The sequence below is a fragment of the Microbacterium sp. SCPM-O-B-15248 (M128) genome (assembly GCF_058214835.1).
In genome coordinates, this window is sequence record NZ_JBYQLI010000005.1 from 184,994 (window position 1) to 200,446 (window position 15,453).

Below are 15,453 nucleotides of genomic sequence, written 5' to 3' on the forward strand. Positions count from 1 at the left end.
GACACCGCGTGACCACCACGGCACCCCCTCCCCGTCAGGCGCCCGAGGACGAGCCCGCTCGCCGCGGGCTGTCCGCTCGCGTCTCGCTCGGCCGCGCCTTCCAGCCGGTACCCAGCGAGTTCCTTCTCATCGCCTCGGCGGCACTCCTGCTCACGGGCTTCGGCCTGGTCATGGTGCTGTCGGCGACGTCCGCGCTGGACGGCGGCCAGAACCCCTTCGACCACGTGCTGAAGCAGGGCATCTTCGCGGTCGTCGGCATCCCGTTGATGTTCGTGCTCAGCCGGGCGCCGATGCTGTTCTGGAAGCGCATCGCGTGGCCCGTGCTGATCTTCGCGACACTGTTCCAGCTGCTGGTCTATGTTCCGGGCCTGGGAATCGAGTCCTACGGCAACCGCAACTGGGTGCAGATCGCCGGGTTCCAGTTCCAGCCCGCCGAGTTCCTCAAGCTCGCCCTGGCGCTCTGGATGGCGGCGGTGCTCTACCGCAAGCGTCGGCTGCTGACGTCGTGGAAGCACGTGTTCATCCCGGTCGTGCCCGTGGCCGTGCTCGTGATCGGGACGGTGCTCGGCGGCAAGGACCTCGGCACCGTGATGATCCTGGTGCTCGTGGTGCTGGGCGCCCTGTTCTTCGCCGGGATCAAGCTGCGCATGTTCATCGTGCCCGCGGTGCTCTCGCTGGTCGTGGTGCTCGTCTCGGCGCTCGGCAGCGAGAACCGCATGGCGCGCATCGCGAGCCTCTTCGACCCCGATGACGCCTCGTGCTACTACACCTCGTGCTACCAGTCGCTGCACGGGGTGTGGGGGCTGGCCAGCGGAGGACTGCTCGGGCTCGGTCTGGGCAACTCGAAAGAGAAGTACGACTGGCTCCCCGCGGCAGCCAACGACTACATCTTCGCCATCATCGGCGAGGAGCTGGGCCTGATCGGATGCCTCGTCGTGCTGGTCCTGTTCGCGATCTTCGCCGTGGGCGCCTTCCACATCATCCGCCGCACCGACGACGCGTTCGTGCGCATCGTCGCCGGGGCGATCACGCTGTGGATCGTCGGTCAGGCACTGGTCAACGTCGGCGTCGTGCTGCGCATCTTCCCGGTCCTGGGCGTCCCGCTGCCGTTCATGTCGCAGGGCGGCACGTCGCTGCTGTCGGTGCTCATCGCGTGCGGTGTCCTGCTGTCGTGCGCCCGGACGCTCCCGGATCGTCAGCCGGTCGCGCCGGCACCCGCACGCGTCGCGCGTCGCCGTCGAGGCTGATCCCCGCCGCGCCGGACGGGGTGCGGACCGGCGAAGCGGGGAGCCCGTGGCATCCGGTGTCGGCCGACGTGGTTAGGGTCGAGGGGTGACGACGACGCTTCTGGCCGGCGGCGGGACCGCCGGACACGTGAACCCCTTGCTCGCCGTGGCCGACGGACTCCGTGCGCGTGACGCCGGCGACGAGGTGCTGGTGCTCGGCACGCGCGAGGGTCTGGAGGCGCGCCTCGTGCCGCTGCGCGGCTACGAGCTGCTGTTCGTCGACAAGGTGCCCTTCCCGCGGCGCCCCGACCGTGCCGCCGCCGCTTTCCCGAGTCGGTTCCGGCGCGCGATCGCCCAGGTCCGCCGCATCATCCGTGAGCGCGGGGTCGACGTCGTCGTCGGTTTCGGCGGATACGCATCGGCCCCCGCCTACGTGGCGGCCCGCTGGGAACGGGTGCCGTTCGTCGTGCACGAGGCCAACGCCAAGCCGGGGCTCGCCAACGTCCTCGGTGCTCGAGCGGCGGCCGCGGTGGGCGTGGCGTTCGACGGCACGCCCTTGCGCGGTGCCCGCGTCGTGGGCATGCCCTTGCGGCGCGAGATCGTCGACCTCGACCGCGCCGCGCTGCGCGACGAGGCCGCCGCGCACTTCGGACTGGATGCCGACGCGCCGACGCTCCTCGTGTTCGGCGGGTCGCTCGGCGCTCAGCGCCTGAACGAGGCGTTCGGCGGCGCGTGGCGCGACGTGCTCGACGCGGGCTGGCAGCTGCTGCATGTGACGGGGGAGAAGTCCGACCTCGCCGACCCCGGCGTCGCGGGCTACGCCCTCGTGCGCTATGTCGACCGGATGGACCTGGCGTTCGCGCTGGCCGATGTGATCGTCTCGCGCTCCGGCGCGGCGACGGTGAGCGAGATCAGCGCGCTCGGCATCCCGGCCGTGTACGTGCCGTATGCCGTCGGCAACGGCGAGCAGAGCCTGAACGCGGCGTCGGCCGTGCGGGCGGGAGCGGCGCGGCTCATCGCGGACGCCGAGTTCACCCCAGATCGGGTGCGGAGCGAGATCGTTCCCCTGCTGCGCGACACGGGTGCGCGGGACGCCCTGCGCGCCGCCGCGGCACGGACGGGTACGCGCACCGGCACAGAGAACGTGATCGCCCTCGTGGACGCCGCGCTGGCGCGCTGACGCGGGCGCGCCGGGACCGGCCCGTCACCCCGGCGACGTAGGATCGCAAGGTCATGATCAGACCCGATTTGAGCCTCCCCATCCCCGAGACCATCACCTCCGCGCACTTCATCGGAGTGGGCGGCTCGGGCATGTCCGGACTCGCGCGCATGTTCCTCGACCGCGGCATCCGGGTGTCGGGTTCCGACCGCGCCGACAGTGCGGCCCTCCGCGATCTCGCCGCACGCGGCGCCACCGTCCACGTCGGGCACGACGCGTCTCACCTCGGCGACGCCGACACCGTCGTGCACACCGGCGCCATCTGGCCCGAGAACCCCGAGTTCGTCACCGCGAAGGCGCGCGGACTGCACGTGATCCACCGCTCGCAGGCGCTGCACTGGCTGATCGGCGGCCGGCGCCTCGTCTCGGTTGCGGGAGCGCACGGCAAGACGACCTCGACCGGCATGATCGTGACGGCCCTGCGGGCGCTCGACGCCGACCCGACGTTCGTCAACGGCGGGGTCATCGCGGACCTCAGGGCCTCCAGCGGCACCGGCTCCGACGACCTGGTCGTCATCGAGGCCGACGAGTCCGACGGCACGTTCCTGCTCTACGACACCTCGGTCGCGCTGATCACCAACGTCGATCCCGACCACCTCGACCACTACGGTTCGCGCGACGCGTTCGACGCGGCATTCGCCCGGTTCGCCGATCGGGCACGCGAGGCCGTCGTCGTTTCGGCCGACGACCCCGGTGCTCGCGCCGTCACCGCGCGCCTGAGCCACGCGAACGTCGTCACGTTCGGCGAAGACCCCGCCGCCGACGTTCGCTTGAGCGGCATCCGCACCGACGGGCCCGTCTCCTTCACGCTCGCCGCCGGTGATGAGAGCGTCGACGTGCGGCTCCGCGTGCCCGGAACCCACAACGCCCTCAACGCCGCCGGTGCCCTCGCCGTGCTGCGCGTGCTCGGCTACGGCCTCACCGAGGCGGCCCGGGCCGTCGAGGGATTCGGCGGCACCGTCCGTCGCTTCGAGCTGCACGGCGTCGAGCGCGGAGTGAGCGTCTACGACGATTACGCGCACCACCCGACCGAGGTCGCGGCGGCCCTGTCGGCCGCGCGCACGGTCGTGGGCGAGGGGCGGATCATCGCCATCCAGCAGCCGCACACGTACTCCCGCACGCAGGAGATGTACCGCGAGTTCGCCGAGGTGCTCGAGGAGCTGGCCGATCACACGGTGATGCTCGACGTGTACGGCGCGCGCGAGGATCCCGTGCCCGGGGTCACCGGCGAGCTGGTGAGCGGTGCCTTCGCCGACCCGGCGCACGTGCACTACGTGCCCGATTGGCAGAGTGCGGCCGACTACACCGCGCAGATCGCCCGCCCCGGCGACTACGTCATCACGCTCGGCTGCGGCAATGTGTACCAGATCATCCCGCAGGTGCTCGAGGCGCTCTCCCGCACCGAGGCCGCGGCGGTCTAAGTCGTGCGTCGGCCCTCGCCCCTGCCTCCGTCCCCGGGAACGCCGTCGGGCGGATCGGATCCCCGACGGGGAGCCGACGACGGTTTTCCCGTGACCGGGACGTCGCGGTCGCCCGGGGCGTCCGAGGGGGAGCCGGCCGAGGTCGTCCCGCTCCCGTTGCCCGATCGGGGCGCGGTCGGTGAGGATTCCGAGCCGGATGCCGCGGACACGGGCTTGCGTGACGTGTGGCGTGCCTCCCGTGCCCGTCGCCGCGCGCTGCGTGCCGAGGTCCGTCGCTTCACGGTTCGTCAGCGTCGGCGTCGACGCGTGTGGATCGGGGCCGGCATCGCGTTCGTGGTGATGGTGCTGGGTACCGTCGGGGCGGCGTACAGCCCGTTGTTCGCGGTGGAGCGCGTCGAGGTCGTCGGCACGTCGCAGTTGGATGCCGCCACGGTCGTCGATGCGCTGAGCGGACAGGTCGGCACGCCGTTGGCGCTGGTCGACGGCAGTGCCGTCAAGGCCGCGCTCGTGCGCTTCCCGCTCGTGGAGTCGTACACGCTCGAAGCGCGTCCCCCGCACGACCTCGTCGTGCGGATCGTGGAGCGCACCCCGGTGGGCGTCGTGCAGACCCCGGCTGGATACACCCTCGTGGATGCCGCCGGCGTCGTGCTCTCGACCACCCCCGATGCGCCCGCCGGGCACCCCGTGCTGGAGATCTCCGGGGGCACGGATTCGGAGCCTTTCCGTGCCGCGGGTCGGGTCGTGCGGGCGTTGCCCGATGGCATCCGGTCGCAGGTGACGGCGGTGTCCGCGTCGACGCCCGATGACGTCACGCTGACGCTCGGGTCGACCGGGACGCGTGTGGTGTGGGGGAGTGCGGAGCGTTCCGTCGAGAAGGCGCGCGTCCTGGACCTGCTCATGCAGAAGAGCCCGCCCGATCGCACGCGCGAGTACGACGTGACCTCGCCCGAGGCGGGCGTCGTGCGCTGATCCGTCGGGCGATAACCCGACACGCCGCGTGTCGAGCGGGCAGGGCCCCCGTTGCCACTTACCTTCGAGCTAAGGAATTGCATACCGGGCAATTCTTTAACCCTCAACATGAGGTTTAGAGTTTCGGGTTCGGGGATAAACGGAGGCCGGCATGAGCCACAACCAGAACTACCTCGCCGTCATCAAGGTCGTCGGTGTGGGCGGGGGCGGCGTCAACGCCGTCAACCGCATGATCGAACTGGGCCTGCGCGGCGTGGAGTTCATCGCGATCAACACCGATGCGCAGGCGCTGCTGATGAGCGACGCCGACGTCAAGCTCGACGTCGGACGTGAGCTGACGCGCGGCCTCGGGGCCGGTGCGGATCCCGAGGTGGGCCGCCGTGCCGCCGAGGACCACGCCGAAGAGATCGAAGAGGCGCTGCGCGGAGCCGACATGGTCTTCGTGACCGCGGGCGAAGGCGGTGGCACGGGCACCGGCGGTGCTCCGGTGGTGGCCAAGATCGCCAAGTCGATCGGCGCCCTCACGATCGGTGTCGTCACCAAGCCCTTCTCGTTCGAGGGTCGCCGACGCCAGAGCCAGGCCGAGGGGGGAGTGTCCCGCCTGAAGGAAGAGGTCGACACCCTCATCGTCGTTCCCAACGACCGACTGCTCGAGATCAGCGACCGCGGCATCTCGATGATCGAGGCCTTCGCCACGGCCGACCAGGTGCTCCTGGCCGGTGTGCAGGGCATCACCGACCTCATCACCACGCCGGGTCTGATCAACCTCGACTTCGCCGACGTCAAATCGGTCATGCAGGGTGCGGGCTCGGCGCTCATGGGCATCGGTTCGGCGCGCGGTGCCGACCGGGCGATCAAGGCCGCCGAGCTGGCCGTCGAGTCGCCCCTGCTCGAAGCATCCATCGAGGGCGCGCACGGCGTCCTGCTGTCGATCCAGGGCGGATCCAACCTCGGCATCTTCGAGATCAACGACGCTGCTCAGCTGGTGAAAGAGGCGGCGCACCCCGAGGCGAACATCATCTTCGGAACGGTCATCGACGACACCCTCGGCGACGAGGTGCGCGTCACCGTCATCGCGGCCGGTTTCGACGGGGGCGAGCCGTCGCTGCGCATCGACCCGGTCGGTGCTCAGCGTCCGGTGGCCGCGCCCGCGGTCCCGGCGATCCCCGCCGATGACGTCGCCCGAGACCTGGACGCGGCCGAGGAGCAGAAAGCCCAGTCGACCGAGCGCACTCCCGAGCCGGCGCCGGTGGCCGCGCGGGTCCCCGAGACGTCGTACGACTCGGGCTTCGCCGACGACGACCTCGACGTTCCCGACTTCCTCAAGTAAGCGCGAACGACTGACGCAGCGGGTCCGGTGTCCACCGGGCCCGCTGCGTCGTCGAAGGAGCACCGCATGGATACCGCCCTCGCCGACCGCCTCGCCGCCGTGGATGCGCGCATCGCCGACGCCGCCCGCACCGCCGGGCGCGATCCGGCCGCGATCACCCGCATCGTCGTGACGAAGTTCCACCCCGTGTCGCTGATCACCGATCTGTACGCGCTCGGGGTGCGCGATGTCGGAGAGAACCGGCAGCAGGAGCTCACTGCCAAGCACGGCGAGGTCGGCGCCCTCGACGGGCTGCGGTGGCATTTCATCGGTCAGGCGCAGACCAACAAGGCCCGCGCGGTGCGCGCGGCATCCGACGCGGTCCACTCGGTCGACCGTGCGCGTATCGCGGACGCCCTGGATGCCGCGGGCGCGGGCGACGTTCTGGACGTGCTGCTGCAGGTCAACCTCACCGATGACCCCGGCCGCGGCGGCGTTGCCCCCGCCGAGGTCGAGTCCCTCGCTGCCCACGTGCGGACGCTCCCGAGCCTGCGCGTGCGCGGAGTCATGGCCGTCGCTCCGCTCGAGGAGGCCCCGGCTCGGGCCTTCGAACGCCTGCGCGCGAGTGCCGACGACGTCCGCCGTGTCGTGCCCGACGCGACGTGGATCTCGGCGGGCATGACCGGGGACTTCCCGGAAGCGATCGCGATGGGCGCGACACACCTGCGGATCGGTTCCGCAATCACGGGTCCGCGCCCCCCGCGCGACTAGCCTCGAATCAGACGAGCGAACGGAGGATGCGATGTCGAACCCGCTCAAGAAGACGATGGTGTACCTGGGCCTCGCCGACGAGGAGGAGACCTATGAGGAGACCGCCCCGCAGCCGGTCGCGCGCAAGCAGTCCGCGCAGCCTGCGCCGGTCGAGAAGGCCGCTCCCGTGACCCCGCTGCACCGCCCCGCCGTGGTGCGACAGCCGGCCGCCGGGCCGGTCAGCGAGATCCTCACGGTGCACCCCAAGCAGTACCGCGACGCGCAGACGATCGCCGAGAACTTCCGCGAGGGGATCCCGGTCATCATCAACCTGTCGCAGATGAGCGACGCCGACGCGCGCCGCCTGATCGATTTCGCGAGCGGACTGTCGCTCGGCCTCTACGGGCGCATCGAGCGGGTCACGAGCAAGGTCTTCCTGCTCTCTCCCGAGAACATCGCCGTGTCCGGCGACGGTGCGATCGCGCAGGCCGACCCCGAGGGCGCGCCCTTCGCGTCGCAGTAAGCGATCGTGGCCGTCCTGAGCCTGGTCGGCTCCATCCTCAGCGCGCTCCTGTTCGTCTACATCGTTCTGCTGCTGGCACGGTTGGTGCTCGAGTACATCCCGATGTTCAACCGTGAGTGGCGTCCGCGCGGCGCCATGCTGGTGGTGGCCGAGATCGTCTATACGGTCACCGACCCCCCTATCCGCCTACTCCGACGGGTGATTCCGCCTCTGCGGATCGGTGGCATCGCCATCGACTTCGCTTTCGCGATCACGATGTTCGCCTGCTTCCTGCTCCTCAGCGTCACACGGTCGCTCGCGGCGCTGTGACACCAGCGACAGCCGCCGCCCTTCGACACCGGAGAAGGGCGGCGGCTATGCTGTTCCGAAGCGGTGTGCCCCGGTTCGACACCCCCCAGACCCCATTCAGAGCTCTCGAAAGAGGAAACACCATGGCACTGACCCCCGATGACGTCGTCACCAAGCAGTTCCAGCACGTGCGCTTCAAGGAGGGTTTCGACCCCGACGAGGTCGACGACTTCCTCGACGAGATCGTCGTCGAGTGGCGCAAGACGATCGCTGAGAACGAGGAGCTGAAGGCCAAGCTCGCCGCCCTCGAGAGCGGTGAGGCCGCCCCCGCGACCCCCGCCGCCGAGGCGCCCAAGGCTGAAGAGCCCGTCGTCTCCGAGGTGCCCGCTCCGGCCCCCGCGCCCGCCGCGGTCGAGTCCGACGCCGCCCCCGCCGCGCAGAGCGCCGGCATCATCGAGCTGGCCCAGCGCCTGCACGACGAGCACGTCGCCGAGGGCAAGGCCCAGCGCGACCAGCTCGTCTCCGAGGCTCAGGCCCAGGCCGCGTCGATCGTGGCCGAGGCCGAGAAGCAGGGCCGTGAAGAGCGTGCCCGTCTCGAGAAGGAGCGCACCACGCTCGAGGGCCGCATCACCGAGCTGCGCAACTTCGAGCGCGACTACCGCTCGCAGCTGCGTTCCTACATCGAGGGTCAGCTCCGCGACCTCGACACCGCCGGTTCGTCGTCGGGCTCGACGCCCGTCTCGGCGATCGGTCTGTAGGCCGACTCTTTGCGCAGTCGATCTCCTCTGCGTTCGGCGGCGGCCGGCGCCCTCGTCGCGATTCTCGCGGCGATGGTGCTGGCCGCCGACCAGTTGGCGAAGACGGTCGCCATCGAGAACCTTCCGCCGGAGCGCGTCGTCCCCGTGATCGGCGAGGCCCTGCAGTTCTATCTCGTGCGCAATCCGGGCGCGGCGTTCTCGCTCGGTGAGGGTGTCACGTGGATCTTCACGATCGCGCTGGCGGTCGTCGCCGGCATCATCGTGTTCCTCGCCGTCACCCGGGTGCGCTCGCGTCTGTGGGCCGTCGTCCTGGGGCTGCTCCTCGGCGGCGTGCTCGGCAACCTCACCGATCGCCTTCTGCGCGCCCCCGGCTTCCCGGTCGGCCACGTCGTCGATTTCATCTCGACGCCGTGGATGATGCCCGCGATCTACAACGTCGCCGACATCTTCATCGTCTCGATGATGATCTCGGTGGCTCTCCTCGTCCTCTTCGGTCTGCGGTTGGACGGCACGCGCGAGACGCGCGCCTCGCGTGAGGCGTCCGCGACCGAACCTGTGGCCGAGGGCACGGTCGAGGCCCCCGGCGAGCAGGGTGCCCGCTGACATGGACTCCCGGAGTCTCCCCGTCCCCGACGGGCTCGACGGGGCGCGCGTCGATCAGGCGTTGGCCAAGCTGCTCGGTTTCTCGCGGACATTCGCCGCCGACGTCGCCGACGCCGGCGGCGTGACCGTCGACGGGCGCACCGTCGGCCGTTCGGATCGCCTGCGTGCCGACACGTGGTTGAGCGTCGAGTGGGAGCCCAAGCGCGATCCCGAGATCGTGCCGGTGGCCGTGCCCGATCTCGGCATCGTGTGGGACGACGACGACATCGTCGTGGTCGACAAGCCGTCCGGCGTCGCCGCCCACCCCTCCGTGGGGTGGGAGGGGCCGACCGTCCTCGGGGCCCTCGCCGCCGCCGGCTTCCGCATCGCCACCAGCGGTGCGGCCGAAAGGCGCGGCGTCGTCCACCGCCTCGACGTGGGCACGAGCGGTCTCATGGTCGTGGCCAAGACCGAGCGGGCCTACACGGTGCTCAAGGCGGCGTTCAAGGACCGCACGGTCGACAAGATCTACCACGCGGTCGTGCAGGGACACCCCGACCCGCTCGCCGGCACGATCGACGCGCCGATCGGGCGGCATCCGCACCACTCGTGGAAGTTCGCTGTCACGCCCGACGGCAAGGACTCGGTGACCCACTACGAGACCCTCGAGGCCTTCCCCCGGGCGTCGCTCCTGGAGATCCACCTCGAGACCGGCCGGACGCACCAGATCCGCGTGCACATGGCCGCGCACCGGCACCCGTGCGCCGGCGACCCGCTCTACGGCGCGGACCCCACCCTTTCGGCGCGCCTCGGACTCACGCGGCAGTGGCTGCACGCGCACCGGCTCGCCTTCGCGCACCCGGCGACGGGGGAGTGGGCGAGCTTCGAGTCGCCGTACCCGGCCGACCTGCAGCACGCGCTCGACGTCCTGCGCGACGGCGTCTGACGCCCCCGGGGCGTCGGCTCAGCGGCCTCCCTCGAACCGCGTCGGTCCCGCGGTGAGGGCTGCCCGCACGCGCGCGGCCATATCGGCATCCAGGATCTCCTCGAGGGTGGAGACCGGATGCCATCCGACCTCGGTCATCTCGCCGTCGACCGGCTCGGGCTCGCCCTCGACCCACGTGCACGAGAACGTGAGGTCGAGGTAGTCGCTCTGGTCGCCGTTGGCGTAAGTGACACGGGGGATCTGGTGCACCCAGGCGAGGCGGTCGACGCGGATGCGCACCCCCGCCTCCTCCTCGGCCTCGCGCGCGGCGGCATCCGCGGGTTCTTCGCCCGGGTCCACGATGCCGGTGATCGGAGTCAGGCGGCCGTTGTCGCTGCGGCGACCGAGCAGCAGATCGTCGCCGCGCAGGATCACGGCGGTCACGCCGACGAGCGGCAGGGGGCGGGTGCCGACGTGGCGGCGCAGATCCAGGACGAAGTCGGGAGTGGGCACGCGCCCACGCTAACCCGGGCCGATGTCGGAGGGGGAACGTACACTCGACGAGTGGCAGCAGACTCCTTCGTTCACCTTCACGTGCACAGCGAGTACTCGATGCTCGACGGGGCCGCACGCATCGGCCCGATGGTCCAAGAGGCCGTCAAGCTGGGCATGCCCGCGATCGCGGTGACCGACCACGGCAACACGTTCGCCGCGTACGAGTTCTACAAGACGGCGAAGGACGCCGGGATCAAGCCGATCATCGGCATCGAGGCCTACGTCACGCCCGGAACCCATCGGTCCGACAAGTCGCGCGTGCGTTGGGGCACCCCCGAGCAGCAGAGCGACGACGTCTCGGGTTCGGGAGCGTACACGCACATGACGCTGCTGTCCGAGACGACCGAGGGCATGCACAACCTCTTCCGACTGTCGTCCCGGGCGAGCATGGAGGGCTACTACTTCAAGCCGCGCATGGACCGCGAGATCCTGCAGACCTACAGCAAGGGCCTCATCGCGACCACCGGGTGCCCGTCGGGCGAGGTGCAGACGCGCCTGCGGCTGGGGCAGTACGATGCGGCGCGCGCGGCGGCCGCCGAGTTCCAGGACATCTTCGGCAAAGAGAACTACTTCGCCGAGATCATGGACCACGGTCTGTCGATCGAACGGCGCGTCATGGGCGATCTGCTGAAGATCTCGAAGGATCTCGGCATCCCGCTCCTCGGCACGAACGACCTGCACTACACCCATCAGCACGACGCGACGAGCCACGCGGCGCTGCTCTGCGTGCAGTCCGGGTCGACGCTCGACGACCCCAAGCGCTTCAAGTTCGACGGCGACGGCTACTACGTCAAGTCTGCCGCCGAGATGCGACAGGTCTTCCGCGACAACCCCGAGGCGTGCGACAACACCCTCCTCATCGCCGAGCGCTGCGATGTGGAGTTCAATACGTCGGCGAACTACATGCCGCGCTTCCCGGTCCCCGACGGCGAGACCGAAGACAGCTGGATGATCAAAGAGGTCGAGAAGGGCCTCGGCGACCGCTACCCCGACGGCATCCCGGATGCCGTGCGGAAGCAGGCCGAGTACGAGACCGGCGTCATCCTGCAGATGGGGTTCCCGGGCTACTTCCTCGTCGTCGCCGACTTCATCAACTGGGCAAAAGACCACGGCATCCGGGTCGGCCCGGGCCGCGGTTCGGGTGCCGGATCCATGGTCGCGTACGCCATGAAGATCACCGACCTCGACCCGCTCCAGCACGGCCTGATCTTCGAGCGCTTCCTCAACCCCGACCGCGTCTCGATGCCCGACTTCGACGTCGACTTCGACGACCGTCGCCGTGGCGAAGTGATCCAGTACGTCACCGAGAAGTACGGCGACGAGCGCGTGGCGCAGATCGTGACGTACGGCACGATCAAGGCCAAGCAGGCCCTCAAGGACGCCGGGCGCGTGCTCGGCTTCCCGTTCAGCATGGGCGACAAGCTGACCAAGGCGATGCCCCCCGCGGTCATGGGCAAGGACATGCCGCTCGACGGCATGTTCAACCCCGAGCACCCCCGCTACAAAGAGGCGAGCGAGTTCCGCACACTCATCGAGACGGATGCCGAGGCCAAGACGGTCTTCGACACCGCCCTCGGGCTCGAGAACCTGAAGCGCCAGTGGGGCGTGCACGCGGCCGGCGTCATCATGTCGAGCGAGCCGTTGATCGACATCATCCCGATCATGCGCCGCGAGCAGGACGGCCAGATCGTCACGCAGTTCGACTACCCCGCGTGCGAGTCGCTCGGCCTGATCAAGATGGACTTCCTGGGGTTGCGCAACCTCACGATCATCAACGACGCGCTCGACAACATCGAGGCCAACCGCGGCCATCCGCTCGTGCTGGAAGACCTCGCGCTCGACGACGCGGCATCGTACGAGCTGCTCGCCCGCGGTGACACCCTCGGGGTGTTCCAGCTCGACGGTGGGCCGATGCGCTCGCTGCTGCGGCTCATGCGCCCCGACAACTTCGAGGACATCTCGGCCGTCCTCGCGCTCTACCGCCCGGGCCCCATGGGCGTGAACTCGCACATCAACTACGCGCTGCGCAAGAACAAGCAGCAAGAGATCGAGCCGATCCACCCCGAGCTCGAAGAGCCGCTGGCAGACATCCTCGACACCACCTACGGCCTGATCGTGTATCAGGAGCAGGTGATGGCGGTGGCGCAGCGCGTCGCCGGGTACACGCTCGGCCAGGCCGACCTGCTGCGTCGCGCGATGGGCAAGAAGAAGAAGAGCGAGCTCGACAAGCAGAAAGAGATCTTCTTCGGAGGCATGACCGAGCGCGGCTACGGCGAGGTCGCGCAGCAAACGCTCTGGAAGGTGCTGGAGTCCTTCGCCGACTACGCCTTCAACAAGGCGCACACCGCGGCGTACGGGCTCGTGTCGTACTGGACCGCCTACCTCAAGGCGCACTATCCCGCCGAGTACATGGCGGCGCTCCTGACGAGCGTCGGCGACTCGAAAGACAAGATGGCGGTGTACCTCAACGAATGCCGTCGCATGGGCATCAAGGTGCTGCCTCCCGACGTCAACGAGTCGATCCGCTACTTCGCCGCCGTCGGCGAAGACATCCGCTTCGGCCTCGGTGCCGTGCGCAACGTGGGTACCAACGTCGTCGACGGGATCGTCGCGGCGCGCCAGGAGGCGAAGTACACGTCGTTCCACGACTTCCTGTCGAAGGTCCCGCTGCACGTCGCGAACAAGCGCACGGTCGAGTCGCTCATCAAGGCCGGGGCCTTCGACTCGCTGGGGTCGACGCGGCGCGCGCTCGTGGAGATCCACGAGGACGCGTGCGAGGGCGCGGTGCTCGACAAGCGCCGCGAGGCCAACGGTGAGGTCGGTTTCGACTTCGACTCGTTGTGGGACGAGCCGCAGCAGGTGGTGAAGGTACCCGAGCGCCCCGAGTGGACGAAGAAGGACAAACTGGCGTTCGAGCGCGAGATGCTCGGTCTCTACGTCTCCGACCATCCGCTCGCCGGACTCGAGGTTCCGCTCGCGAAACACGCGTCCACGTCGATCCACGATCTGCTGGCTTCCGACGACGTCCAGGACGGAGACCAGGTCACGGTCGCGGGGCTCCTCACGAGCGTGCAGCACCGCGTCGCGAAGCAGAGCGGCAACCCGTACGGCATGGTCACCGTCGAGGACTTCAACGGCGAGGTGACCGTGATGTTCATGGGCAAGACCTACGCCGAGTTCGCCCCGGTCCTCCAGGGCGACGCGATCCTCGTCGTCCGCGGACGCGTCTCTCGCCGCGACGACGGGCTCAACCTGCACGCGCAGTCGGCCTTCGCCCCCGACCTCGAGGGCTTCGACGCGATGAGCGGCCTGACGCTCGTCGTACCCGAGCAGCGGGCCAACGAGACGCTGGTGGGGGAGCTCGCGCAGATGCTGCAGCGGCACGCCGGTGACACGGAGGTGACTCTCAAGCTGCACAAAGGTGGGACCGCCAAGGTCTTCGAGGTACCGATGCCGGTGCGCGTGACAGCCGATCTCTTCGGCGAGCTCAAGGGACTGCTCGGGCCCAACTGCCTGGGCTGAGATGCGGGACGCGTTGTCGACGCCGGGCTTCCCGGGGCGGCGCGGCCACTCTCACACTGACGACGGGCGCTCCGGTGCCCGAGGGAAAGGACCATCGTGACCGATCGCTACGACCACCCGCACGCCGAGCCCATGGGCGCGGCCGGGGAGGACGACTCCCTGCGGCAGTCGGCAGGGTACGCGCCCTCCGACCACCCGGACGCCCCGCGTGACGAGCGCGCGACCGGCGCCGCCACCGAAGACGCTGCGGGGCACGGCTCCGCCGTCCATCGCCCGGACGGCCCGAATGCCGGGGCCGACGTCGATGACACCGGCGCGGACGATCAGGTCACGGCGCGGGCCCAGGTCGGCGCGCGCTCGCACGTGAACGCGCGCCGTGCCACGCACACCGAGCTGCCGGACGCCGACGCGCACGGCGTCCCGGCCGGCGATGCGCCGCAGTACGGCGTCGGGCCGTTCTCGGTGCGCGAGGTCGCGCTGCTCGGCCTGTGGGCCGTGACGTTCCTCGTGTCGTTCTTCCCGACCAACAACCTCCCCGCCAACGTCCGCGTCCTCGGCGGCGGCTCCAACGTGTGGCTCTCTGGGTTGTGGTGGATCCCCACGGTCGCTCTTCCGACCCTCGCTGTCGGACTCCTCGTCCTCCGACGCCTCTCCCCGCAGGGGATCCGCCGGGTCGGATCGCTCGGCATCGACCAGTTCGCCTCGGTGGCGTTCTCGGTCGCAGCGCTCGTGTGGACGTCGTGGGTCTGGGACACCGTTTCGGTGGCGATCGAGACGGGCCTGTGGACGCGGACGTGGGTCGTCTGGGTCGGCGCCGTCTTCACCCTGGCGGGCGTCGTCCTCACGGTCTTCGCCCCCGTCATCCCGCCGTTCGAGCAGGACTTCCAGGGGCGGCCCGAGACCCCCGCGCACCGCAACGCGCGCCCCGTGCGCGCGGTCGTCCCGCGTCCTCCGCGTCCGCGGCCGGTGCGCACTGCGCCGGCTCCCGCCGCCGACGAGTCCGAGAACCCCGACACGTCCGGCGCTCCCGCCCCCGGCAGCTACACCGGGTCGACGGAGTTCCCGCACACCGCCGAGTCCGCGCCGGCGACCTCGGTGCTGCCCACCCATGACGACACCCACGACACCGACGTGATCTCCGCGGGCGCCGCTCCGGTCCACGAGGAGCGCACCGCCGAACACGAGAGCGCCCTGCGGCATCCGCATCCGCAGGCGTTCTGGGCGCTCTCGCCCGATGAGCGCGAAATCGTCGACGATTACGGCCTCCCGATCTTCCGCATCGGCCCCACCGCGTGGGCGCTCGTGATCGAGGACCGCGGCGAGACCTTCGTCATCCGGCACGACGACGGTCGCATCGGGTATCTGCACGATGTGACGGGCGTGACGCGCGGCTGAGCAGTGAGGGG

The 15,453-nt window shown here is 70.0% G+C and carries 14 protein-coding genes; 13 read left to right on the forward strand and 1 reads right to left on the reverse strand.

Translation table 11 applies throughout. The features are described from left to right. Window positions 1-8 precede the first annotated feature (8 nt). From ftsW to AC3E6M_RS10780, 11 genes are all read left to right on the forward strand, one after another. Window positions 9-1,247: a putative lipid II flippase FtsW gene (ftsW, locus tag AC3E6M_RS10730; protein ID WP_138174875.1), complete on the forward strand. Its 1,239-nt coding sequence runs from the start codon at window positions 9-11 to the stop codon at window positions 1,245-1,247. An 85-nt stretch (window positions 1,248-1,332) separates the two neighbouring features. Continuing rightward, window positions 1,333-2,406 (forward strand): UDP-N-acetylglucosamine--N-acetylmuramyl-(pentapeptide) pyrophosphoryl-undecaprenol N-acetylglucosamine transferase, encoded by a 1,074-nt coding sequence (locus AC3E6M_RS10735; protein WP_138174877.1) that lies wholly within the window; start codon window positions 1,333-1,335, stop codon window positions 2,404-2,406. A 53-nt stretch (window positions 2,407-2,459) separates the two neighbouring features. Then, complete coding sequence (gene murC, locus AC3E6M_RS10740; RefSeq protein WP_490529866.1) at window positions 2,460-3,866, forward strand: UDP-N-acetylmuramate--L-alanine ligase; 1,407 nt, start codon at window positions 2,460-2,462, stop codon at window positions 3,864-3,866. 3 nt (window positions 3,867-3,869) lie between these two features. Continuing rightward, window positions 3,870-4,835, forward strand: coding sequence for a cell division protein FtsQ/DivIB (locus AC3E6M_RS10745; protein ID WP_490529867.1), 966 nt, complete (start codon window positions 3,870-3,872; stop codon window positions 4,833-4,835). Window positions 4,836-4,986: 151 nt separating this feature from the next. Next, window positions 4,987-6,165, forward strand: coding sequence for a cell division protein FtsZ (ftsZ, locus tag AC3E6M_RS10750; protein ID WP_138174883.1), 1,179 nt, complete (start codon window positions 4,987-4,989; stop codon window positions 6,163-6,165). A 66-nt stretch (window positions 6,166-6,231) separates the two neighbouring features. Beyond that, complete coding sequence (locus AC3E6M_RS10755; protein WP_138174885.1) at window positions 6,232-6,915, forward strand: YggS family pyridoxal phosphate-dependent enzyme; 684 nt, start codon at window positions 6,232-6,234, stop codon at window positions 6,913-6,915. A 31-nt stretch (window positions 6,916-6,946) separates the two neighbouring features. Further along, on the forward strand, window positions 6,947-7,417 hold the full coding sequence (locus AC3E6M_RS10760; protein ID WP_138174887.1) for a cell division protein SepF: 471 nt from the start codon (window positions 6,947-6,949) through the stop codon (window positions 7,415-7,417). Window positions 7,418-7,423: 6 nt separating this feature from the next. Next, complete coding sequence (locus AC3E6M_RS10765) at window positions 7,424-7,726, forward strand: YggT family protein (protein WP_138174889.1); 303 nt, start codon at window positions 7,424-7,426, stop codon at window positions 7,724-7,726. 122 nt (window positions 7,727-7,848) lie between these two features. Next, the gene (locus tag AC3E6M_RS10770; protein ID WP_394529542.1) at window positions 7,849-8,463 is read left to right on the forward strand and encodes a DivIVA domain-containing protein; all 615 of its coding nucleotides are present in this window, start codon (window positions 7,849-7,851) and stop codon (window positions 8,461-8,463) included. A 9-nt stretch (window positions 8,464-8,472) separates the two neighbouring features. Continuing rightward, window positions 8,473-9,066 (forward strand): signal peptidase II, encoded by a 594-nt coding sequence (lspA, locus tag AC3E6M_RS10775; protein ID WP_490529868.1) that lies wholly within the window; start codon window positions 8,473-8,475, stop codon window positions 9,064-9,066. 1 nt (window position 9,067) lies between these two features. Further along, window positions 9,068-9,991 (forward strand): RluA family pseudouridine synthase, encoded by a 924-nt coding sequence (locus AC3E6M_RS10780; protein ID WP_292900352.1) that lies wholly within the window; start codon window positions 9,068-9,070, stop codon window positions 9,989-9,991. Window positions 9,992-10,009: 18 nt separating this feature from the next. Here the strand turns inward: AC3E6M_RS10780 and AC3E6M_RS10785 are convergent, their stop codons facing one another. After that, complete coding sequence (locus tag AC3E6M_RS10785) at window positions 10,010-10,483, reverse strand: NUDIX domain-containing protein (RefSeq protein ID WP_138172537.1); 474 nt, start codon at window positions 10,481-10,483, stop codon at window positions 10,010-10,012. Between the two features lie 99 nt (window positions 10,484-10,582). Between AC3E6M_RS10785 and dnaE the strand changes: the two genes are divergently transcribed. Together dnaE and AC3E6M_RS10795 are read left to right on the forward strand one after the other, a co-directional pair. Beyond that, on the forward strand, window positions 10,583-14,047 hold the full coding sequence (gene dnaE, locus AC3E6M_RS10790; protein ID WP_490529906.1) for a DNA polymerase III subunit alpha: 3,465 nt from the start codon (window positions 10,583-10,585) through the stop codon (window positions 14,045-14,047). Between the two features lie 96 nt (window positions 14,048-14,143). Beyond that, window positions 14,144-15,442 (forward strand): hypothetical protein, encoded by a 1,299-nt coding sequence (locus AC3E6M_RS10795; protein WP_490529869.1) that lies wholly within the window; start codon window positions 14,144-14,146, stop codon window positions 15,440-15,442. Window positions 15,443-15,453 lie beyond the last annotated feature (11 nt).

What these genes read in the sequence shown, in the direction of transcription:
- murC (WP_490529866.1), top strand. Translation starts at nt 2,460, where the DNA reads ATGATCAGACCCGATTTGAGCCTCCCCATCCCCGAGACCATCACCTCC.
- ftsZ (WP_138174883.1), top strand. Translation starts at nt 4,987, where the DNA reads ATGAGCCACAACCAGAACTACCTCGCCGTCATCAAGGTCGTCGGTGTG.
- AC3E6M_RS10755 (WP_138174885.1), top strand. Translation starts at nt 6,232, where the DNA reads ATGGATACCGCCCTCGCCGACCGCCTCGCCGCCGTGGATGCGCGCATC.
- AC3E6M_RS10760 (WP_138174887.1), top strand. Translation starts at nt 6,947, where the DNA reads ATGTCGAACCCGCTCAAGAAGACGATGGTGTACCTGGGCCTCGCCGAC.
- AC3E6M_RS10770 (WP_394529542.1), top strand. Translation starts at nt 7,849, where the DNA reads ATGGCACTGACCCCCGATGACGTCGTCACCAAGCAGTTCCAGCACGTG.
- AC3E6M_RS10780 (WP_292900352.1), top strand. Translation starts at nt 9,068, where the DNA reads ATGGACTCCCGGAGTCTCCCCGTCCCCGACGGGCTCGACGGGGCGCGC.
- dnaE (WP_490529906.1), top strand. Translation starts at nt 10,583, where the DNA reads ATGCTCGACGGGGCCGCACGCATCGGCCCGATGGTCCAAGAGGCCGTC.